17 protein-coding genes are annotated in these 20843 nt (G+C 71.6%); 10 read left to right on the plus strand and 7 right to left on the minus strand.

The features are described 5' to 3' along the window. Positions 1-126 precede the first annotated feature (126 nt). The 3 genes from H4687_RS06650 (at position 127) to H4687_RS06660 (ending at position 2194) form a co-directional block, all read left to right on the plus strand. A complete protein-coding gene (locus H4687_RS06650) occupies positions 127-726 on the plus strand; it encodes a class I SAM-dependent methyltransferase (RefSeq protein ID WP_046912587.1) in 600 nt (199 codons plus the stop codon). 154 nt (positions 727-880) lie between these two features. After that, on the plus strand, positions 881-1177 hold the full coding sequence (locus H4687_RS06655; RefSeq protein ID WP_046912586.1) for a hypothetical protein: 297 nt from the start codon (positions 881-883) through the stop codon (positions 1175-1177). Between the two features lie 135 nt (positions 1178-1312). Further along, a complete protein-coding gene (locus H4687_RS06660; RefSeq protein WP_046912585.1) occupies positions 1313-2194 on the plus strand; it encodes a hypothetical protein in 882 nt (293 codons plus the stop codon). 40 nt (positions 2195-2234) lie between these two features. Here the strand turns inward: H4687_RS06660 and H4687_RS06665 are convergent, their stop codons facing one another. Beyond that, positions 2235-2423 carry a hypothetical protein gene (locus H4687_RS06665; protein WP_046912605.1) on the minus strand — a complete coding sequence of 63 codons (189 nt, stop codon included), beginning with the start codon at positions 2421-2423 and terminating at the stop codon, positions 2235-2237. A gap of 244 nt (positions 2424-2667) precedes the next feature. Here H4687_RS06665 and H4687_RS06670 point away from each other — a divergent pair, with 244 nt between their 5' ends. Further along, positions 2668-5535, plus strand: a complete 2868-nt coding sequence (locus H4687_RS06670) for a DEAD/DEAH box helicase (RefSeq protein ID WP_046912584.1) — start codon at positions 2668-2670, stop codon at positions 5533-5535. Continuing rightward, entirely contained in the window at positions 5532-6821 is a 1290-nt protein-coding gene (locus H4687_RS06675; protein WP_046912583.1) for an SWIM zinc finger family protein, read from the plus strand. Before H4687_RS06670 ends, H4687_RS06675 begins: the two co-directional genes overlap by 4 nt. 167 nt (positions 6822-6988) lie before the next feature. Here H4687_RS06675 and H4687_RS06680 read toward each other — a convergent pair whose 3' ends face one another. Continuing rightward, positions 6989-7267 carry a hypothetical protein gene (locus H4687_RS06680; protein ID WP_046912582.1) on the minus strand — a complete coding sequence of 93 codons (279 nt, stop codon included), beginning with the start codon at positions 7265-7267 and terminating at the stop codon, positions 6989-6991. A 494-nt stretch (positions 7268-7761) separates the two neighbouring features. Continuing rightward, positions 7762-8928 carry a xylose isomerase gene (gene xylA, locus H4687_RS06685; protein WP_046912581.1) on the minus strand — a complete coding sequence of 389 codons (1167 nt, stop codon included), beginning with the start codon at positions 8926-8928 and terminating at the stop codon, positions 7762-7764. 147 nt (positions 8929-9075) lie between these two features. Here xylA and xylB point away from each other — a divergent pair, with 147 nt between their 5' ends. The 5 genes from xylB to adh all read left to right on the plus strand — a co-directional run bounded on the left by xylB (position 9076) and on the right by adh (position 16079). Then, the gene (xylB, locus tag H4687_RS06690; protein WP_046912580.1) at positions 9076-10521 is read left to right on the plus strand and encodes a xylulokinase; all 1446 of its coding nucleotides are present in this window, start codon (positions 9076-9078) and stop codon (positions 10519-10521) included. Positions 10522-10611: 90 nt separating this feature from the next. Beyond that, positions 10612-11820 (plus strand): ROK family transcriptional regulator, encoded by a 1209-nt coding sequence (locus H4687_RS06695; RefSeq protein ID WP_046912579.1) that lies wholly within the window; start codon positions 10612-10614, stop codon positions 11818-11820. Between the two features lie 222 nt (positions 11821-12042). After that, entirely contained in the window at positions 12043-12642 is a 600-nt protein-coding gene (locus H4687_RS06700; protein WP_046912578.1) for an N-acetylmuramoyl-L-alanine amidase, read from the plus strand. A 302-nt stretch (positions 12643-12944) separates the two neighbouring features. Continuing rightward, on the plus strand, positions 12945-14243 hold the full coding sequence (locus tag H4687_RS06705; protein ID WP_046912577.1) for a GAF domain-containing protein: 1299 nt from the start codon (positions 12945-12947) through the stop codon (positions 14241-14243). 312 nt (positions 14244-14555) lie between these two features. Next, on the plus strand, positions 14556-16079 hold the full coding sequence (gene adh, locus H4687_RS06710) for an aldehyde dehydrogenase (RefSeq protein ID WP_050398137.1): 1524 nt from the start codon (positions 14556-14558) through the stop codon (positions 16077-16079). Positions 16080-16328: 249 nt separating this feature from the next. On the opposite strand, the gene H4687_RS06715 is transcribed toward adh, so the two are convergent. The 4 genes from H4687_RS06715 to H4687_RS06730 all read right to left on the minus strand — a co-directional run bounded on the left by H4687_RS06715 (position 16329) and on the right by H4687_RS06730 (position 20041). After that, positions 16329-16931 (minus strand): BTB/POZ domain-containing protein, encoded by a 603-nt coding sequence (locus H4687_RS06715; RefSeq protein ID WP_046912895.1) that lies wholly within the window; start codon positions 16929-16931, stop codon positions 16329-16331. Further along, positions 16928-18613: a hypothetical protein gene (locus H4687_RS06720; protein WP_159026061.1), complete on the minus strand. Its 1686-nt coding sequence runs from the start codon at positions 18611-18613 to the stop codon at positions 16928-16930. The genes H4687_RS06715 and H4687_RS06720 overlap by 4 nt, the downstream gene beginning before the upstream one ends. A gap of 275 nt (positions 18614-18888) precedes the next feature. Next, on the minus strand, positions 18889-19671 hold the full coding sequence (locus H4687_RS06725; RefSeq protein ID WP_225966622.1) for a ParA family protein: 783 nt from the start codon (positions 19669-19671) through the stop codon (positions 18889-18891). 211 nt (positions 19672-19882) lie between these two features. Beyond that, the gene (locus tag H4687_RS06730) at positions 19883-20041 is read right to left on the minus strand and encodes a hypothetical protein (protein WP_159026062.1); all 159 of its coding nucleotides are present in this window, start codon (positions 20039-20041) and stop codon (positions 19883-19885) included. Between the last annotated feature and the right edge of the window lie 802 nt (positions 20042-20843).

Consider the following 20843-nt stretch of genomic DNA (forward strand, 5'->3'; position numbering starts at 1 on the left):
GGAGCACGGAGGGGGCGCATTTCGAAAGGTGGTGGAATGTGGCGCATATATGCACTGGAACGATCGCCTGCCGCCTGAACGTGTGCGTCGTCTTCTGAGCTGTTCCGGTGCGGGATCATGCGGGGCATGAGTGACGACCACACACATGTCCAGGAGTTCTTCACGGCACGGGCGGCGCACTGGGACACCCGGTTCCCCGACGACGGCCCCGCCTACGCCGCCGCGGTCGCCGACCTCGGTCTGCGCGCGGGCGACCGGGTGCTGGACGCGGGGTGCGGCACGGGTCGGGCCCTGACGCCGTTGCGCGACGCCGTGGGGCCCTCCGGAGTGGTGCTCGGGGCGGATCTGACACCCGCCATGCTGGAGGCCGCCGCACGGGCCGGACGGGACCGCGACGGGCAGTTGCTGCTCGCCGACGTGGCCGCGCTGCCGCTGCGCACGGAGTCATTGGACGCGGTGTTCGCTGCGGGCCTCGTCGCACACCTTCCGCATCCGGCCGAGAACCTGCGGGAGCTGGCGAGGGTGGTCCGGCCGGGCGGCACGCTCGCGCTCTTCCACCCCATCGGCCGGGCGGCGCTCGCGGCGCGGCAGGGGCGGCGGATCACCCCTGAGGACCTGCGGGCCGAGGACAACCTCGAACCGCTGCTGGCCGCCGCGGGCTGGCGCATGACGTCGTACGCCGACGAGGACACCCGATTCCTCGCACTCGCCGCGCGCGTGGACTGAGCCCCGGGACGGCCCGGGTGGGCCCGATCCGCCCGGCGTCCCGCACGTGCCGGTCGCACGTGCGTCGGCCCGCCCTCCCCCTTCTGCGACCGCGACCCCGTCTCTACGTCGTCGAGGACGGCTGTGACACCGACGCAGCGGGTATGTAGCCCATATGTTCGAGAGTGTTCGCAAGTCCTTCGGCAGATTCTTCGACTCGTTGCGCACCGAGAACACCGCGCAGGAGGCGAAACGCACGCACAACCTGTTCGAGGCGGCCGCCGTCTACATCTCCGCGTCCGCCGAGGACGACCAGGAGCAGGTCGACGAGGCAGTGACCTGGGTGTCCCCCGAGGCCCTGTCGTTCGGGGTCAGCGAACTGGCGTGCCGGGCGGTCATCGCACTCGCGCGGGAGCGGGACGAGTCCCCACAGGCGGTGGCGCGGTCGCTTCTGGGGCTGCCCGCCGCCTGAACGAGTGGGGTCTCGGTCGATTCGCCCCGTCCACCCGGACACCTGCGGCTCCGCACCGGGTACCCGCTCGTGACAAGGGCACGTCGGGCGCATTAGGGTGCGCCGACGGACGAGCGAGAGCAATGGGAGGCCGGCATGGCCGGGACGGACGACGACGCCGTCACCGCCGGGGACGACGACGCACTGTACGTGCTGACGGCGGTACTGCTCACGCCCGCGAACTTTCCCAGCGTGCTGGGCGACGACTATCCGGAGGCCTGCGCGGCCCTCGGTCTCGCCCCGCTCGCCGACGGGTACGGAATCGTCCTGGGGCAGGACGGCGAAGGTGCCCGGTGGACGGTGGCGGTGGACGACGTGTCGCTGGTAGCCGTGGCCATCGCCTCATGGGACTGCGGCATGGAGTACGACCTCTCACCCGATGAGCACTCGGTCGTGGCGGCGCTGCCCGGCTGGCCCCTCGCCGTGGCGGTGGCGGCTCCAGGGGTGCCCGCCCCGCACGATCCCGACCCGGAGGTATCGGACCTGCCCCCGCTGAGTCCGCCGGACACCGGCACCTGGGGGCCCGCCCAGCGACGCCTGGGAGCCGACGAGATAGCGCTGCAGTGGTCCACGTGGCGGGAGCAGATCGACGACGCCGCGTTCGCCGGGCAGGACGGCGCGGACCGGGCGGCAACGGGTGACGCGACGGCGTCAGGTGACGCGACCGCGGGCGGGGCTCCGACAGACTTTGGCAAGGACCAGGGCATCCCTCGCACGGGCATCCGTCGCGTCCTCGCCGAGGCTCGCGCGTACGTGGAGTCCCCGCCGCCCCTCGGGCGCGTCCGCTCCTCCTTCGCGCCGGGCGACGCCCGGACGCTCCGCGCCGACGGTCCCGGCTGGTCGATGGTGGCCAGGACCGACGACATCGCGTTCGTCCTTCTCGACGAGGAGCCCGGCGAGGTCCTGCCGGTGGGACGGGGACCGGAACTGCCCGGCCTCCTGGAATCCCTCGACAAGATCGCCGTACGCCCCAACTGAGCCGGACGTGCCGCCGGCCCGCGTGCGGGCCGGCGGGAACTCAGCGGCCGAGCTCCTTGCGGCCCACCCGACGCAGCCTGCGACGCTGCGAGGGATCCAGCGCGAGGTACGCGGCCGTGGGGATCCCCAGGACTATCAGGAGATTGGCCCAGAACGGGAAGGGCAACAGGATCAGCAGGACGATCCCGATGGTCGCACCCCCCGCGACGATCTTCGTACTCTTCGACATCTCGGTCGCCTCCTTCGCGGCCATTGCCGCTCTCTGTCCTGAAAACGGGAGCGGAGTCCCCGCGGTTCCGGACCACGACCCTGACACGCCCCTGAGTCGAACCCCCGTACAACCCTGAGATGCCCTCACCGCTGACGGGCAAAAGTGACCCACGTCACTTCTTTGCGGACCCGTCCAGGGTTTGAAGCGAGGTAACCTCGGCGATTCTGGCTAGGTAGTCAAATTTGAGGAGTTCAGTATCCCTGTGCCGACGAACCCCGTGGCATCTCCTTCCGACATCGACGAGCTGACCCGCTGCCACGCCGTCTTCGTCGCGGCGGACCCCGCCCGTACCGGCCGCGTGTCCTTCTGGCGGACGGACGGCTCGGCGCCGCCCCCGGTGGCCCACAGCACCACCGGGGAGATGACCGTCGTCCTGCCCGGCGGTGGCGGCGTCCGGCAGGTGACGGTGCCCGCCGTGTCGCTCCCGGTACGTACCGCGCTGCCGGTGCTCACGCGCGCGCGTGCCGCCACGGAGTCCGACCGGGCGACCGCGTTCTGGGGCGCGGCCTCTGTGCTGGCACTCCAGTTCGCCGCGCGCGGGCTGCTGTTGCCCGGTGTGACCGCGAGCGGCCATGACGCCTGGCGGGCCGGTCCGCTGCGCGCGCAGGACGTGGACCGGGTGAGGGAGCTGGCCGCCGCGATGCCGCCCGAGGCACACGCGGTGCCCGTCGACCACGGCGAGCCGTTGCGGCTGCCCGATCCGGAGCGGCTGCTGCGCGAGTTCCTCGACGCCGTCATCGACACACTGCCCCGCTCCCCCGCCGCCGGCATCGCGGCGGCCGGCCCTGCCTTCGCCGCACGTGAGCCCCAGTACGTCCCCGAGCAACGTGCCTGGGCCGCGGACGTGGCCTCCGGGCACGACTCGGGGGTCCGCGTCTCGCTGCGCGTCGAGGTCCTGGGGCTCACCTCGGTCCGCGCCGACGGGGCGGGCGGGGCCGCGCCGACGTTCCGCGCCGTCCCGCAGCTGCACAGCCTGAGCGACCCGGCGCTCGTCGCGGACGCCTCCGCCGTGTGGGCCGCCACCGGGCCCTTCGGCCCCCGCGCGCGGATGGACGCCCTGTCGGCGCTGCGCCGCGCGGTCCGCGCCTGGCCGCCACTCACCCCGTTGCTGTCGGCAGCCGTGCCGGACGCGGTGGAACTCGCCGACGAGGAGGTCGCCGAGCTGCTCGGTGAGGGCGCCGAGCTGCTGGCAACGGCAGGCGTCGACGTGCACTGGCCGAAGGAACTGGCGCGCGGGCTGACAGCCCGCGCGGTCATCGGCCCACCGGACGGCGACGAGCAGCACGGCCCCGCGACCGCGCCGTCGGCCACCCCGTCGTACCTGTCCTCCGACGCACTGCTCACCTTCGACTGGTGGTTCGCCCTGGGCGACCAGCGGCTCACCCGGCAGGAGTTGGACCAGCTGGCGGAGGCGAACCGGCCCATGGTGCGGCTGCGCGACCGGTGGGTCCTGGTGGACCCGGCGGAGATCCGCCACGCGCGTGCGCGACGGGACCACAAGGTGTCGCCTCTCGACGCGCTCGGCGCCGCTCTGACGGGCTCCACGGAGGTCGACGGCCGGATGGTCGACGTGCGGCCCACGGGGTGGCTGGCGACACTCCGGGAGCGGCTGTCGGACCCCGAGGGGCAGGTGCCGGTCGGGCAGCCGTCCGGGCTGGCCGCGACACTGCGGGACTACCAGCTGCGTGGCCTCGACTGGCTGGCCCGGATGACCTCCCTCGGCCTCGGCGGCTGTCTCGCCGACGACATGGGCCTGGGCAAGACGATCACCCTGATCGCGCTCCATCTGCACCGACAGGCGGACACCGCGTCGGCCGGGCCCACTCTCGTGGTCTGTCCGGCCTCGCTCATGGGCAACTGGCAGCGGGAGATCGAGAAGTTCGCGCCGGGCGTCCCGGTGCGCCGCTTCCACGGATCCGTGCGTGGCCTGGACGGGCTCGGCGACGGTGAGTTCGTCCTCACCACGTACGGCACGATGCGACTCGACGCTCCGAGCCTGGCCGACGTGTCCTGGGGCATGGTCGTGGCGGACGAGGCCCAGCACATGAAGAACCCCTACTCGGCCACGGCGAAGGAACTGCGCACGATCGGGGCCCGCGCGCGCGTGGCGCTCACCGGCACGCCGGTGGAGAACAACCTCTCCGAACTGTGGGCGATCCTCGACTGGACCACTCCAGGCCTCCTCGGCTCGCTCGGCACCTTCCGCACCCGGTACGCGCAGGCCGTGGAAGGAGGCCGGGATCCCGTCGCGGCGGAGCGGCTCACCCGCCTCGTACGGCCGTTCCTGCTGCGCCGACGCAAGTCGGACCCGGGCATCGCGCCGGAGCTCCCACCGAAGACCGAGACCGATCGGACCGTGTCGCTCACCAGGGAACAGGTCGGGCTGTACGAGGCGTTGGTCCGCGAGACGACGGCGGAGATCGCCGACGCCGACGGCATGGAGCGCCGCGGACTGATCGTGAAGCTGCTGACCGGGCTGAAGCAGATCTGCAACCATCCGGCCCAGTACCTCAAGGAGGAACGACCACGCATCGCGGGCAGATCCGGGAAGACGGAGTTGCTGGACGAACTGCTGGACACGATCCTCGCCGAAGGGGCGGGCGTGCTGGTGTTCACACAGTACGTCCGGATGGCACGGCTCCTGGAACGTCATCTGGCGGCACGAGGTGTGCCCACGCTGTTCCTGCACGGCGGGACACCGGTCACCGAGCGCGAGACGATGGTCGAGCGCTTCCAGGAGGGCGAAGTGCCCGTCTTCCTGCTGTCGTTGAAGGCCGCCGGCACGGGGCTGAACCTGACCCGTGCCGAACATGTCGTGCACTACGACCGCTGGTGGAACCCTGCCGTCGAGGCGCAGGCCACGGACCGGGCGTACCGCATCGGCCAGACCCGTCCGGTGCAGGTGCACCGACTGGTCACGGAAGGGACGATCGAGGACCGCATCGCGGAGATGCTCCTGCGCAAGCGGGAGTTGGCCGACGCGGTGCTGGGCGGCGGCGACACGGCGCTCACCGAGTTGTCCGACGTCGAACTGGCCGACCTGGTCGAGCTGCGAGGGGACGCACGATGACGGAACGCACGGGACACGACGACGAGCGCACGTTCACGGTGCCCGCTCCCACGCCCGGGCGAGGTACGGCGCGGACGTGGTGGGGCCAGGCCTGGTTGAACGCGCTGGAGGAGTCGGCCCTGGACGGCCAACAGGTCAAGGCGGGGCGCAGGCTCGCGCGCGCGGGAGCCGTGGGCGCGGTGTCGGTGCGCCCGGGGCGCGTCACCGCGGTCGTCCAGGACCGCGACGGCACCGCCCACCGCGCCGACGTGCTGCTGCAGGAGCTCTCCGAGGACCACTGGGACCGTTTCGTGGGCATGGCGGTCGAGCGGGCCGGACACATCGCCGCTCTGCTCGACCGTGAGATGCCACCGCATCTGGTCGAGGACGCCGCTGCCGCGGGGGTCGAGCTGTTGCCCGGCCTCGGTGATCTGGAGGCGCAGTGCGACTGCGGTGCCTGGGACCACTGCGGCCACACCGCGGCCCTCTGCCACCAGGTGGCCCGGCTGCTGGACCAGGACCCGTTCGTCCTGCTGCTGATGCGGGGGCGCGCCGAGCGCGCGCTCCTGGCCGAGCTGCAGGTGCGCAGCGTCGCCCCGGTCGCGGACGGACAGCCGGCTCCGGAAGGTCTCCGGGGCAGCCACCAGGACGGGCCGGACGCCGCCGAGGCGTTCGCGGCGGGCGGGATTCTTCCACCGCTGCCCGAGCCGCCCCCGCTGCCGGCGGAGCCCGGTCTGCCGGCCTCCCTGCACACCGAAACCCCGCCCGCGCCCGGGGTGGACCCGGCCGCGCTGGAGTTCCTGGCGGCGCGGACGGCCCGGGAAGCCCATCGGATGCTGGCCGAGGCCCTCCGTCCCGGCCACGAGCGACAGCCCCCGGACGTGGAGCCGACCGTCCCTCAGGACGCGGTGCGGCTGGCCTCCGGCGATCCGGGGCCGAGCATCATGGCACGGCTTCGTCAGGGCTCCGGGCGCGGCCGGGAAGGGCTTGAGCCGGCCGTGCGGGCCTGGCGCTACGGCGGGGCGGCCGGGCTCGCCGTCCTGGACGAGGAGTGGCACCCACCGGCGGACTCGCTCGCACGCGCGCGTGCCGCTCTGGCGACGGCCTGGGACGAGGACGAACGGCCCGAGCTGCGCGCCGCGCACAACCGCTGGACCGTGGTCGGCGCCCCGGCCCAGCTGCGGCTGGGCCGGGACGGCCGCTGGTGGCCCTATCGCACGGAGCGGGGGCGGTGGGTGCCCGCGGGCCCGGCGGCGCGGGATCCGGCGACGGCACTGGCATCCGTCGGCGCCGAGGCCGACGCCTGAGGCCGTTCCGGGTGAGCGGGCCGGGCGGCCCGAGCTGGGTCGGGCGGGGTGGGCCGGCGAGCCTGTCCGGGTCGCAACGTCATCCGCGCGCGTGAGCCGCTGTCGGTCGTCCGTCGTGCACGCTGCGGGCAGCCACCGCTCCGGCCCTGCGACCCGGCGGTTCTCCCTCACTCGGCGTCCCCGACCGGGTCGGGAAGGAGCGAGCCGAGGTCGCTCGGAATCTCGCTCGGGAACGCGCTGGGCAGGTTGCTCGGGAAGCCCGAGGGAAGGGCCGGAAGGTCGCTGGGCAGTCCGGAGGGAAGGCTCAGCGACGGGGTGGGGACGGGCGAAGGGCCCGTACCGCCGTGGGTTCCGCCCGACGGCAGGTCGTCCGGCGATTCCTCGCCCCCGAGGAGGACCAGCACCAAGCCGACGACGGCGCCCACGGCGATGATCACGGCCGACACGAGGAGTGGGACGTTACGTCGGCGACCGGGAGGAGGTCCGCCGTGCGGATCGGGTGGCTGCCGGCCCCCGCCCTGACCCGGGGGCCGGCAGCCACCGCCCTGCCCCGATGGGGGCAGGGAACCACCCTGTGCATACGGCCCGAAGGCCCCGGGTGGTGGTGTGTGTCCCCGGGCCGGATCCCCCGGCGGCGGCCCGAAGCCACCTGCCGGCGGCCCGAACCCTCCCCCGTGGGGCGGCGGTGTGCCCTCCGGCGGCCGGCGCGGCTCGGACGGTGTCGGCGGCATGCCCATACCGACCACAGTCGCCGCAGAACGGCCAAGGCGCGAGCCCTGCTCGGAAGTTGATACGACTCACGCCAAGAAGCGCATGATCTCCAAGAATTCCGTGCAGGGATCGACCGAGGGAGGCACAGAAGGACACCGCCGCGGACCCCGACCGGGGTGGCGGGAGACCTCTGCCGCGTCAGCGGAAAAGGCCTCCCACGCGCGCGTGATCAGCCGCGCGCGCCCAGCAGGTGGTCCATGGCCAGCTGGTCGAGCTGCTCGAAAGCCATACCGCGCGCGGCCGCGGCCTCGGCGTCGAACTCCTCGAAGGCCGTACGGTCCCCGAGCAGGGCCTGCAGACCGTCGGCGGCCGTGGGCTGGGCCAGCTGGTCCAGGCGCGCGGCGCGCAGGGCCTCCTGGACCGCCGGGTCCGCGCGGAAGGCCGCCGCACGCTCCTTGAGGATCAGGTAGTTGCGCATGCAGCCGGCCGCCGACGCCCACACGCCGTCGAAGTCCTCGGTACGCGGCGGCTTGAAGTCGAAGTGCTTGGGGCCCGCGTATCCGGCGCTCTCCAGCAGATCGACCAGCCAGAAGGCGGAGCGCAGGTCGCCCGCGCCGAAGCGGAGGTCCTGGTCGTACTTGATGCCGGACTGGCCGTTGAGGTCGATGTGGAAGAGCTTGCCCGCCCAGAGGGCCTGCGCGATGCCGTGCGGGAAGTTCAGCCCGGCCATCTGCTCGTGACCGACCTCGGGGTTCACGCCGTACAGCTCCGGGCGCTCCAGGCGCTCGATGAACGCGAGGGCGTGGCCGACCGTGGGGAGCAGGATGTCGCCGCGCGGCTCGTTCGGCTTGGGCTCGATAGCGAACTTCAGGTCGTAGCCCTGGGAGACCACGTACTCGCCGAGGAGGTCGAAGGCCTCCTTCATGCGGTCGAGCGCGTCCCGGACGTCCTTGGCGGCGCCGGACTCGGCACCCTCGCGGCCACCCCAGGCGACGTAGATCTCGGCACCCAGCTCGACCGCCAGGTCGATGTTGCGGATGGTCTTGCGCAGGGCGTACCGGCGGACGTCACGGTCGTTGGCGGTGAACGCTCCGTCCTTGAAGACCGGGTGCGTGAAGAGGTTGGTGGTCGCCATCGGCACGGTCATGCCGGTGGTGTCCAGGGCCGCGCGGAAGCGCTTGATGTGCTCCTCGCGCTCGGTGTCCGAGGACCCGAAGGGGATCAGGTCGTCGTCGTGGAAGGTCACACCGTGGGCGCCGAGCTCGGCCAGGCGCTGCACCGTCTCGACCGGGTCGAGGGCGCGCCGGGTGGCGTCGCCGAACGGGTCCCGTCCCTGCCAGCCGACGGTCCACAGGCCGAAGGTGAACCTGTCGTCGGGGGTGGGCTGGTAGTTCATGCCGCGGCTCCTTGCGCTCCGACTATTTCGTCATGGCGATTTACAAATTAGTATGCGGACACGTCTCCGGGAAGGCAAGATGTCGCCGGACAGAGGCGCCGGCCGCGTCAGCGGCACGTCACGAGCCGTGTGAGAGGGAGAAGCCCGATGTCAGCAGCCGAGGGTCCGCTCGTCGTCGGTGTGGACTCGTCCACACAGTCCACCAAGGCCCTGGTCGTCGACGCGTCGACCGGACGGGTGGTGGCGAGCGGGCAAGCGCCGCACACCGTCTCCTCCGGTGCGGGCCGGGAGAGCGATCCGCGCCAGTGGTGGGACGCGCTGCGCGAGGCACTGCACCAGTGCGGTGAGCCGGCGCGGGAAGCCTCCGCGGTGTCGATCGGCGGCCAGCAGCACGGCCTCGTCACCCTCGACGCCCGGGGCGAACCGGTCCGTCCGGCGCTGCTGTGGAACGACGTCCGCTCGGCGCCCCAGGCCGCCCGTCTGGTGGAGGAACTGGGCGGTGCGAAGGCCTGGGCGGAGCGCGCCGGCAGCGTGCCGGGCCCGTCATTCACGGTCACGAAGTGGGCCTGGCTGGTCGAGAACGAGCCCGAGGCGATCCGCGCGACGACCGCCGTACGTCTGCCGCACGACTACCTCACCGAGCGTCTCACCGGTCAGGGCACGACCGACCGCGGTGACGCCTCCGGCACGGGATGGTGGGCGTCGGCGACGGAGACGTACGACGCGGAGGTCCTCGACCGGGTGGGGCTGGACCCGGCGCTGCTGCCCCGCGTGGTCCGGCCGGGCGAGGTCGCCGGGACCGTACGGGACGCGCACGATCTGCCGTTCGCCAGGGGCACCCTGGTCGCCGCCGGTACGGGCGACAACGCGGCCGCCGCGCTGGGGCTCGGGCTGCGCCCGGGCACCCCGGTGCTGAGCCTCGGCACCTCCGGCACGGTGTACGCCGTCTCCCGGCACCGCCCCGCCGACCCGACCGGCACGGTGGCGGGCTTCGCCGACGCGCACGGTGACTGGCTTCCCCTGGCCTGCACCCTGAACTGCACCCAGGCCGTCGACCGGATCGCCGCCCTGCTGCATCTGGACCGCGAGGCCGTGGAGCCGAACACCGGCGCCACTCTCCTGCCCTATCTGGACGGCGAGCGCACCCCGGCCCTGCCGCACGCCTCGGGCCTGCTGCACGGACTGCGTCACGACACGACGGGCGGCCAGCTGCTGCAGGCCGCGTACGACGGTGCCGTCCACTCGCTGCTCGGCGCCCTCGACCTGGTGCTCGACTCGGACGCGGACACCTCCGCGCCGCTGCTGCTCATCGGCGGGGGCGCGCGGGGCACGGCCTGGCAGCAGACCGTGCGCCGTCTGTCGGGGCGCGCCGTGCAGGTCCCCGAGGCCAAGGAACTGGTCGCCCTGGGCGCCGCCGCGCAGGCCGCCGGACTGCTCACCGGCGAGGACCCGGCCGCGGTCGCCCGCCGCTGGGACACGGCACGGGGGCCGGTGCTGGAGGCCGTGGAGCGGGACGAGGAGACGCTGGCCAGGATCTCCGGGGTCCTGTCCGACGCCGCGCCACTGCTGGAGCGCGAGACGGGCGGCAGCTGACCGGACCCGGGTGTCCGACGTGGGAAAATACGATTCCTGCATGATCTACAGGACACCCACCAGGACACACCGACCGGAGCCGGGGGAGGCATGACCGCACCACTGCACGAAACCCGCGCGGGTGACTCCGGGCGTCGCCTGCCCGACAACCAGCAGGGCATGCGCCGCCGCAATCTCTCCCGGGTCATGCATTCCGTCAACGCCGAGGGACCGCTGTCCCGGGCCGCGGTCGCCTCCCGCATCGGTCTGACCCGGGCCGCCGTCTCGACCCTGGTGGACGAGCTGATCCGCTCGGGACTCCTGGAAGAGCTGGGCCCCGAGCGTCCCGGCCGGGTCGGGCGGCCCGGCTCGGCGCTCGCCCTCAGCGGACGCGGGCCCGCCGGGATCGGGGCGGAGATCGGGGTCGACCACCTCGCGGTCTGCGCCGTGGACCTGCGCGGGCAGGTGCGGGCACGGGCGGTACGGCACGGCACCAACCGCGGCCGGTCGCCCGAACCGGTCATCGACGACCTCACCCGGCTGGTCCGGCAGGTGGTCGCCGAGGCGGAGGGCGGGGGCCTGTGGCCGGCGGGACTCGCGGTCGCCGTGCCCGGGCTGGTGGCGAGCGACGCCCGGACCGTGGTCCGCGCGCCCAACCTCGACTGGCACGACACGGACCTGGGCGCCCTGCTGCCCCGCGGCCTGCCGGTGACCGTGGACAACGAGGCGAACTTCGGCGGCCTCGCGGAACTCTGGCTCGGCGAGGGCACCCCGCGGGACTTCCTGCACGTCTCCGCCGAGATCGGCATCGGCGGTGCGGTCGTCGTGGACGGCCGGCTGCTGCGGGGAACGCGCGGTTTCGCGGGCGAGCTGGGGCATGTCCCGGTCCGCCCGGAAGGCCCCGGCTGCGCCTGCGGTGGACGCGGTTGTCTGGAGCAGTACGCCGGTGAGGAGGCCGTGCTGCGGGCCGCGGGCCTGGAACCGGGAGAGCGTCGTGTCGAGTTCCTCGCGGAGCGGGCCGCGGCCGGTGACAAGGATGTGCGCCGGGCCCTGCGCGGCGCCGGTACGGCACTCGGTATCGCGCTGACCGGCGCGGTCAATCTGCTGGACCCCGAGACCGTGGTGCTCGGCGGCGCTCTGGCCGCACTCGCGCCCTGGTTGCTGCCGTCGCTGGAGCGGGAGTTGGCCCGCCGGACGGCCGGCCCGGCATGCGCCGTCACCGTGTCCCGCCTGGGCTCCGAGGGGCCTCTGCTGGGCGCGGCCCACTCGGTCGTACGCGCTGTGCTGGACGATCCGGCGACGGCCGGGGTGCGACCGTGACGCGGCCCGGGAACGCCGCGTTTCACGGACTCGGGCTGGTGCATCCCCCTTCCGGGTGACGCGGTTATCCACAATCGGCTCTCTGTCCACCGTTTTCCACACGCCCGGACGGGCCGACCGGCGATCGCCGTACCGTGATTCACGTGAGGCGCAGCCATTCGACCTGCGGATGCGCCTTCGACTGCGAAGTCAGAGCGCGATCCCCCTGAAAGGCGGACCCAGATGGAGCGAGCCAGGCCGACGCCGAGCAGGCGCCGGCTCCTGCGGGGCACCGCCTTCGGCGCGATCCCCTACGTCCTGCTCCCGAGCCCGCGGGCCGACACCCAGCCCCCTCCCGTCGACCGCGCGCCGGCCCTGTGGGAACCGGCGAGCGCCGCCAACTACACCTCGGCCGACCGACCGGCCGACCGGCCCATCGACCTCGTGATCATCCACGTGACGCAGACCACGTACAAGAACACCATGCCCGTCTTCTGGAACCCGGCGAAACAGGTCTCCGCGCACTATGTGCTGCGCTCGGGCGACGGGCGAGTCACCCAGTGCGTCCGTGAGCGCGACATCGCCTGGCACGCGGGCGACTGGGACTACAACGCCCGCAGCATAGGCATCGAGCACGAGGGCTGGGTGGACCGGCCCGAATACTTCACCGCCGCCCTGTACGAGCAGTCGGCGAAGCTCACTTCGGCGATCTGCGACACGTACGGCATACCGAAGGACCGCGCCCACATCATCGGTCACCACGAGGTGCCGGGCACCGACCACACCGATCCGGGGCCGCACTGGGACTGGGACCGCTATATACGCCTGGTCACATCCGCCTGACCTCGACTGATCACATCCGCCTGAATTCGTCTGGCCGACGCCGTCCGACCTCGTCGGGTCGACTCTGTCCGGCATCGCCGGGACCGGCGCGGTCGGACGTCCGGGAAGCCGCGGTCCGGGCGCGGCGCCGACCGGGTTCCGCATCCGCGGTGACCGGGTTCGCCGTCCGAGGCGAGCGGGTTCGCCCTCCGAAGCGAGCGGGTTCGCCCTCCGAAGCGAGCGGGTTCGGCGTCCGAGGCGAGCGGCGGGGTCGCGTGGCTTGTCGGGCGGGTGTTCGGCGGTGACGATGGTTCCGGCGGTGCATGCTCTCCGGGGAGGCCGAGTTGAGCGATCCATGGGTGGCCCTGGAGCCGGGAACCGACCCCGTCGAGCGGGTGCGGGTGCTGCGCCGCGCACACGAGGTGTTCACGCTGCAGGGCACGGTGGCACGGCCGGTGCGTTCGGTGGTGGCGGACTCGTGGCGGCGTTCGGCGAGAGCGGGAGTCGGGCCGGAGGGCACCGCACGGGTGGAACTGACGGACGGCGACCTCGGCTCCTACCGTGCGGAACATCCACTGGCCCGGGTCATGCCGTTGATCCGGGAGTTGTTGGGCACGTTCGCGTCGGACGGCGAGCATCTGCTGGCCGTGTGCGACGCGCAGGGCCGGCTGCTGTGGGTGGAGGGGGATGCCGCGACCAGACGGCGGGCGGACGGGATGAACTTCGTGCCGGGCGCGCGCTGGGCGGAGTCCGTGGTCGGCACGAACGCGCCGGGCACCGCGGTCGCCCTGGACCGGCCGGTGCAGGTGTTCGCGGCCGAGCACTTCATACGGCGGGTGCAGCCGTGGACGTGTGCGGCGGCGCCGGTGCACGATCCGCGCACCGGCCGGGTGCTCGGCGCGGTCGACATCACCGGCGGGGACGGCCTGGCACACCCGCACAGCCTCGGCTTCGTCCAGGCGGTGGCCAGGGCAGCCGAGTCCCAGCTCGCGCTGCTCGCCCCTCCCGGGGCGCCCGCCGACGCGCTCGAACTGGCGGCACTGGGGCGGGACGAGGCGCAACTCGTCGTCGGCGGACGGAAGATCAGGCTCAGCCGTCGGCACAGCGAGATCCTGGTGCTGCTCGCACGGCACCCGGAGGGCCTGTCCGGAGACGAGCTGCTCTGCGCGCTGTACGAGGACGAGTCGGTGACGCCGGTGACCCTGCGGGCCGAACTGGCCCGGCTGCGGCGGCTGCTCGGGCCGGGGTTGCTGGGGTCGCGGCCGTACCGGCTCATGGTGCCGGTCGAGACCGATGTGGCGATCGTGGAACGGAGGTTGGAGACGGGCGCGGTGACGGCTGCGGCGTCGGCGTACGCAGGGCCGGTACTGCCGGGTTCACAGGCGCCGGCCGTCGTGCGGCTGCGGCACCGACTCGCCGACGGGTTGCGCACCGCCCTGATAGCCCGCCGTGATCCCGACCTGCTGGCGGACTGGGCGCACGCCCCCTGGGGCGAGGACGACCTGGAGGTGTGGCGGGCGCTGGCAACCGTACGACCGAGCCCGGCGGTCCGGTCCAGGCTGCGCGAGCTGGAGTCTGAGCTGTCGGCACCATCCGGGTGGGGACACCTTCGGCGTACCTGAGAGGTGCGCGGAGGGCGGCCGGGGGGAACTGAGGTGACGGCTGGCGTACCCCGTGCGGCGGCCACGGCTGTCGACGGGCGCGGGGCGGGGCGGGGCGGGGCGGGGCGGGGCGGGGCGGGGCGGGGCGGGGCGGGGCGGGGCGGGGCGGGGCGGGGCGGGGCGGGGCGGGGCGGGGCGGGGCGGGGCGGGGCGGGGCGGGGCGGGGCGGGGCGGGGCGGGGCGGGGGCGCAACGTCGTTGCAACATTCCAGTTCCTAGCCTCCTCGCGAGAGCCGCCCAACGGCGGGTGGCGCTTCTCGGGAGGCAGGTACTCATGACCCGTTTCGCAGCGCCCGGTACGGACGGCGCGGTCGTCTCCTTCGAGGCGCGTTACGACCATTTCATCGGGGGTGAGTACGTGCCGCCGGCGCGCGGGCAGTACTTCGAGAACCCGAGTCCGGTGAACGGGCTGCCGTTCACCGAGATCGCGCGGGGCACGAGCGAGGACGTGGAGCGCGCGTTGGACGCGGCGCACGCGGCGGCGCCCGGCTGGGGGCGTGCGTCCGTGACAGAGCGTTCGAACGTCCTGCGCAGGATCGCCGACCGGATGGAGGCGAACCTGGAGCTGCTGGCGGTCGCGGAGAGCTGGGAGAACGGCAAGCCGGTGCGGGAGACGCTGGCCGCCGACATCCCGCTCGCGATCGACCACTTCCGGTACTTCGCGGGGGCGGTCCGCGCGCAGGAGGGTTCGCTGGCGGAGCTGGACGACGACACGGTTGCGTACCACTTCCATGAGCCGCTGGGTGTGGTCGCACAGATCATTCCGTGGAACTTCCCGATCCTGATGGCGACCTGGAAGCTTGCTCCCGCGCTGGCGGCGGGCAACGCGGTCGTGCTGAAGCCGGCCGAGCAGACCCCGGCGTCCATCCATGTCTGGCTGAGTCTGGTGGCGGATCTGCTGCCCCCGGGTGTGCTGAACATCGTCAACGGGTTCGGGGTCGAGGCGGGCAAGCCGTTGGCGTCGAGTCCCCGGGTGGCGAAGGTGGCGTTCACGGGCGAGACGACGACCGGGCGCCTGATCATGCAGTACGCCTCGGAGAACATCACGCCGGTGACGCTCGAACTCGGTGGCAAGTCGCCGAACATCTTCTTCGACGACGTGTGGTCGGCGAACGACGACTTCCGTGACAAGGCGCTCGAAGGCTTCACGATGTTCGCGCTCAACCAGGGCGAGGTGTGCACCTGTCCCTCGCGTGCGCTGGTCCAGCGCGGCAACTACGCCGAGTTCATGGAGGCGGCCGTCGCCCGCACGGAGCAGATCAGGACGGGGCATCCGCTGGACACCGACACCATGATCGGTGCTCAGGCCTCCAACGATCAGCTGGAGAAGATCCTGTCCTATCTGGACATCGGTCGGCAGGAGGGCGCGAAGGTCCTCACCGGTGGTGAACGCATCGAGCACGAGGGCGAGTTGAAGGGGGGCTACTACGTCCAGCCGACGATCTTCGAGGGCCACAACCGTATGCGGATCTTCCAGGAGGAGATCTTCGGCCCGGTCGTCTCCGTGACGTCGTTCGACGACTTCGACGACGCCATCAAGATCGCGAACGAGACGTTGTACGGCCTGGGGGCGGGGGTCTGGACGCGGGACACCAACACGGCGTACCGCGCGGGCCGTGCCATCCAGGCGGGCCGCGTCTGGACCAACTGCTACCACGCCTACCCGGCCCACGCCGCTTTCGGCGGGTACAAGGGTTCGGGCATCGGCCGTGAGACGCACAAGATGATGCTGGACCACTACCAGCAGACGAAGAACGTTCTAGTTTCATACAGTCCAAAGAAACTTGGGTTCTTCTAGAGTCTGACGTCGGTTGCCTGGAGGTGTCGTTACGCTCCAGGCAACCCAATACGGCGTCCACCGTACGAGTGACCGATGCCGCTGACCAAGACGTTCCTCAGAGCATGGTCAGCCTTCGGGCTGACCGTCCTTCAAGTCACCCACCGTTGTTGGGACGACGCGCTCTCAACGGCAAGTTCCCCCCGCCCCGTGAAATCGTTGCCCCGGTACGGTTCACCACCACACCGTGCGGCCGATGAGCCCGGCGTCTCACAGGATGGTGACCCGGAAGCGCGCCTGGGCCTCGGGGCGGACCGCAGCGGTGCCGTCCTCGGAGAAGTCGGCGACGCCGGCGCGCCGGCAGACCCCGAGGAAGTCCTGCAGATCGAGGAGGGAGAAGTCGGCGCGGACGGCTGCCGGCAGCAGGGCGTGCATCTCTTCCGGGGTGAGCCTGCCCTCCACGACATCAGGGTGGCGGACGAGTTCGGCCAGTACACAGCCCTGGCTTTCGCTCAGGCGAACGCGGCGCACGTCGAAGAGCAGGGGCACGACCGTGGTGACGACGGCAGGCGCGACCTGCGGTGCGCCCAGGAGGACCAGGAGCCCGGCGACGAAGGCCATGGCCACGGCCGTCCGTGCGGCCCCCTGGCTCAGGTCCACCTCCCAGCCCCCGGGACGGATTTCGAGCTCTGTGTCGGGGGCGTCGTGTGCGACGGCATGGGCCACTCCGTCGAGGAAGGCCGCGCAGCCGACCTCCGAGGAGTAGTCGTCAGGAAGCAGGTCGAACCAGAGGGAGCGAAGCTCCTCCTGGGTGACCACGGCTCCCTCGCCACCCTTGCGCATGAGCAGAAACGGGGCGATCTCCTGGCTCATGCGCGGCCGTCCTTCCAGTGGTACGCGGATACATCGAAGTGGTGCTCCTCGGCCAGGAGGTGACTGACCGTCGCCTCCACGATGGTGCTCGCGTCCGTCAGCACGGTGGGATCGAAGCGGGCAGCGGGGTAGTGCGTGGCCAGGTAATTGGCCAGTACGTCGCCCATGGTGTCCGAACAGGGCAGCAGCAGCCGCAGGTTGGTGTCGCCGACCACGCAGGCGAACAGTGCGGCGGGTTCGTCGGTGCCGTCGCGGACGGTGGCCTGTGCGTAGGTGAGCGTCTCACCCGTGTCCCGCCACAGGTCGAACTGAGCCAACGGCGCGAGGTCGACAAGGCCGGTGACTCGGGTGCGCGTGAGCACGTCGGACCACCGGTCACGCCAGGGGATGTCCCCGAGCGAGGACAGCGCCACATTGATCAGTACGGCCTTGCGCCCGGGCATCGCCGAGCACACCATGGCCAGTTCGCCCGGGTCGGCGAGCAGTGTGCACTCGACCTCTCCGTCGTCGTCGATCGTGCGCAGGACCACCACGGTCTCGGCACCCTTGTCTGCGAGGGTGACGCGGTCCCTGGCGGAGAAGGCGAACTGCTGAAGGAGCCGGAAGGCCGGCCGCGCGGTGCCGAACACATGCGCGCGCTCGCCGTCGCCGGAGACCAGAGCAGCTCGGCCGGCGACCGCCAGGTCCCGCAGTGTCCGTATGACGGCCCGCCGTGGTACCTCGCGCACGACAAGACGTTCGCGGCGCCACACTTCGTAGGCCTCGACGTCGACCTCGGCCGAATCCTGTGACGCGAGCAGCCTGCCGGTGTGATGAGGAGCCCGAGCCTGCAATGTGTCGATGGCACGCGCGGTGAACTCGCGGTGTTCGTCGTAGGCCAGCACGGTCGCGTCATATCTACCGAGCAGACCTGCCATCTGGTCGTGCAAGGCGTGAGTGACGGCCTGCCAGACCGCTGGGTCGTCCGGGGCCTCGGCATCCAGCAGGCGCGTCCAGCCGGCGCCTGCTTCGCTTCGGCACCTGTCCCACGCCGCAGTCCAGAAGTCGCCGTCCGCGTGGGCCTGAACGAGCCGAAACCGCTCGTCGGGGCGCTCGAAACGCGGAATACCGCTCGTGGATTCGGGACTCAGACCGGCCTCAAGCACACGCTCCAGCGCGGGGGTCTGCATGCACACACGTGCGGTCGTCTCCACCGCCAGCTCCTGCAGACGCTTGTGCGTGGTGCGCTGGGCGAGGCCGGCCGCGGCCTTGTAGTACCGCTGATACGCGGGATATCCCGCCAGCATCGCGGGGTCGCCGTCAGCCACCAGGGACAGGCTCTGATAGGTGGCGAAGGCTTCATGCACACCGCGGCACCATGTCACCAGTCGCTGGAGTGCCGCGCGCTGCTGGTCGTCGTCCAGCGCCAGGACGGCGTACACGGCCAGCGCGATTCCGTAGGAGGTGCAGTCGTTGAGTGCCGCGTGCTGCGCCTCGTGCACGGTCACGAGGCGTGCGGCGGGGGAGGTCGCGGTGCTGCCCCCCAGGTGCACGGTCCAGGCGTCGTGACTGTTGTAGGCGCCTCGGGCCTCGCCTGCGGCTCCCTGCAGCAGGCTGTCGAAGAGGTGCGTCTCGGGATCGGGCAGCGGTATTGCCGCGGAGTCGGGTCCCTCATCGTCTGATGCGCGTGCAGCCTCGTCCATCGTGCCCACCCCCCAGTGGCTCCGCATCGAGCAGCTCACACCATTTTACGGGGGTCACGCAGTAAAGAGCGAAGGTTCACATGAATTGACCAGGTATGAACGAGTGGCTTTCACCTTGGAAGTCGGCGCGGCAACGCAGAGTGCGGCGTACAGCTCGGTGAGGCAGTCAGACGGCGACTGCGCTCGCCACCAAGGGGAGATGCGCACTGCCCGCCTGAGGTTCGGAGGACGGCCCTGCCTCGGCTCCCAGCGGTTACTCGAACCGGGCCCGCTGTTCACAGCACGCCAGCGGCGCAGCGCCAACTGGCGGGTGCGCCGGTCGTCTCCGACGACGATGATGGCCACTTGACCAGCTTGACGGCCTTGGGGTCGGCCTTGATCGACGGAATGACGGAGTCCAACTCGTCCAGCATGCGCAGCACGGAGTAGGGCATCTTGCCGTAGCTCGCCGGGAAGTCCAGGTAGAGGACCGTGTCGTCGCCTTTGTAGACGCGCAGGATCTCGGCGAACCAGTCGTTGCGGTCCGCGTCCTCTGCGAGGGCGCGGTCCGCGCCGGCCATGGCGGGGCTGCCGGGCACGACGCGCAGGTTCTCGATGGGCTCGAAGTCCTCTTCGGGGTCGTCGCCGGCGCCGATGCGGTAGCGGGCGGGCAGCGCGACCTCGTCCAGGGTGGCCCTGCCGTAGAGCAGGTCGATCGCGGTCTTCTTGCCCTTGAGGGCGGTCTCGTCGTAGCCGAGGACGGTGGTCGCCGACATGTTGCTGTCGAGGTCGAAGACGACGCCCGGGAAGCCGCCCAGGGCGGCAGTGACGGCCATGGACGTAGCGCTGGTGGTCTTGGTGGACCCGCCGCCTTCGATGATGTACGCCCAGATGAGGGGCCAGTTCCGGCCCTTGGGGCGGAAGGCGGAGTCGACTGTGCCGTACCACCACAGAGACGACAGATCCGGGTCCAGGGTGTCCCCGCTGCGGTCCGTGTCGGTGTACGGGACCTCTTCGGGAGCCACTTCGGGCTTGGACTTGGTGCTCTTACGCTTGGGCCGCGGGAGCACGCCTGCCATTGGATCTCCAGGACTGCAGTGGGCACGGGGGGGCAGACTAGCGTTCCCGGCCCCTTCCCCCGCCCAGAATTTGCGCTGGATGCGGCGGGAGGTGGCTCCTGGACGACGGGGTGGATCGACGAACCTCGAAGTCAACCGCTGACGGACGGTCTTCTCCGCAGACTCCCGCCCACGACAAGCACGAGCACCCCGGAACACGGTCACACCAGCCCTACTGACCAGCGATTCTCCAGGTGGGGGTGACGCGCATGTCCTTCAAGATGCAGACGTTGCGCCTCCTGGAAGCGGTGCGCACCGGGGAGCACGCGCCGAAGGCCGTCAGCAGGACGATGGTGAGGAGCATGGCGGCGCCGAGCCGGCGTGGCGTCATCTGCCCTCCGACCACCTCCCGATGTGGGGCTCCCGCACCTGCTGGGACAGCTCACGCACCCATGTAGTCCCTCGCTACCGACGGCGATCAGACCAAGATCCGGACCATCCCCGGGCCAGCGAATCACCTGATGGCCCGCGGAGCACCGTTTCTGCTGGTCAGCACACAGATCCTGTACCACCAGCAGACGGAGAACCTCCTGGTGTCGTACTCGCCGAAGAAGCTGGGCTTCTTCCGGAGCCTGAATTCGGTTGCCTGGAGCCAGGATTGCGCTCCAGGCAACCGAACACGGCAACCGCCCTCCGCTATGCAGAGAGAGCCACTTCGTGCCTCCGACCCAGCTCACGAACACGATCACTCCTCGCGCAGACAACGACGGCCGGCACAGCGAGACCTGGACGACGATGCGCGACGGGCACTCCGAGAAGTCCAGTTGGCTTGTCCGGCGGACCTCACGTAGTGCGGCGACAGTCCCTGTCAGGGTGGGCTCGTTTACGGATCGGGCCCGGGCAGATGCGGCACAGCGGTCGGCCAAGGCAGGTCGGACAAAGGTCCTCACCGGGTAGGACGCGCTCCCCCTCTCCGCCGTCACCGTCAAGGAGAATCAGGACGGGTCAGCGCTGCCGCCGGCGCACGGCGTAGGCCCGCCCGAGGCCTCGGGCCCGTACCCGTGACGAGGGCGACTCGGCCGTCGAGCAAGTCGTCCTCCTGAGCAGGGAGTCGGTAGGGCGTATCCCCGAGCGTAGGTACGCTCCGGGCGCCGAAGGATCTGCCCGATGACTGTTTCGGCGACCGTCCTGTG

Source organism: Streptomyces stelliscabiei, assembly GCF_014873495.1.
In the GTDB taxonomy this organism is placed as follows: domain Bacteria; phylum Actinomycetota; class Actinomycetes; order Streptomycetales; family Streptomycetaceae; genus Streptomyces; species Streptomyces bottropensis.

Excerpts from the sequence above, each read along its gene's own strand:
- H4687_RS06700 (WP_046912578.1), top strand. The coding sequence starts at position 12,043 with ATGGAGCGAGCCAGGCCGACGCCGAGCAGGCGCCGGCTCCTGCGGGGC.
- H4687_RS06650 (WP_046912587.1), top strand. The coding sequence starts at position 127 with ATGAGTGACGACCACACACATGTCCAGGAGTTCTTCACGGCACGGGCG.
- H4687_RS06675 (WP_046912583.1), top strand. The coding sequence starts at position 5,532 with ATGACGGAACGCACGGGACACGACGACGAGCGCACGTTCACGGTGCCC.
- H4687_RS06730 (WP_159026062.1), bottom strand. The coding sequence starts at position 20,041 with ATGACGCCACGCCGGCTCGGCGCCGCCATGCTCCTCACCATCGTCCTG.
- H4687_RS06655 (WP_046912586.1), top strand. The coding sequence starts at position 881 with ATGTTCGAGAGTGTTCGCAAGTCCTTCGGCAGATTCTTCGACTCGTTG.
- H4687_RS06720 (WP_159026061.1), bottom strand. The coding sequence starts at position 18,613 with ATGGACGAGGCTGCACGCGCATCAGACGATGAGGGACCCGACTCCGCG.
- H4687_RS06665 (WP_046912605.1), bottom strand. The coding sequence starts at position 2,423 with ATGTCGAAGAGTACGAAGATCGTCGCGGGGGGTGCGACCATCGGGATC.
- H4687_RS06660 (WP_046912585.1), top strand. The coding sequence starts at position 1,313 with ATGGCCGGGACGGACGACGACGCCGTCACCGCCGGGGACGACGACGCA.
- H4687_RS06695 (WP_046912579.1), top strand. The coding sequence starts at position 10,612 with ATGACCGCACCACTGCACGAAACCCGCGCGGGTGACTCCGGGCGTCGC.
- xylA (WP_046912581.1), bottom strand. The coding sequence starts at position 8,928 with ATGAACTACCAGCCCACCCCCGACGACAGGTTCACCTTCGGCCTGTGG.
- H4687_RS06705 (WP_046912577.1), top strand. The coding sequence starts at position 12,945 with ATGCTCTCCGGGGAGGCCGAGTTGAGCGATCCATGGGTGGCCCTGGAG.
- H4687_RS06715 (WP_046912895.1), bottom strand. The coding sequence starts at position 16,931 with ATGAGCCAGGAGATCGCCCCGTTTCTGCTCATGCGCAAGGGTGGCGAG.
- xylB (WP_046912580.1), top strand. The coding sequence starts at position 9,076 with ATGTCAGCAGCCGAGGGTCCGCTCGTCGTCGGTGTGGACTCGTCCACA.
- adh (WP_050398137.1), top strand. The coding sequence starts at position 14,556 with ATGACCCGTTTCGCAGCGCCCGGTACGGACGGCGCGGTCGTCTCCTTC.
- H4687_RS06725 (WP_225966622.1), bottom strand. The coding sequence starts at position 19,671 with ATGGCAGGCGTGCTCCCGCGGCCCAAGCGTAAGAGCACCAAGTCCAAG.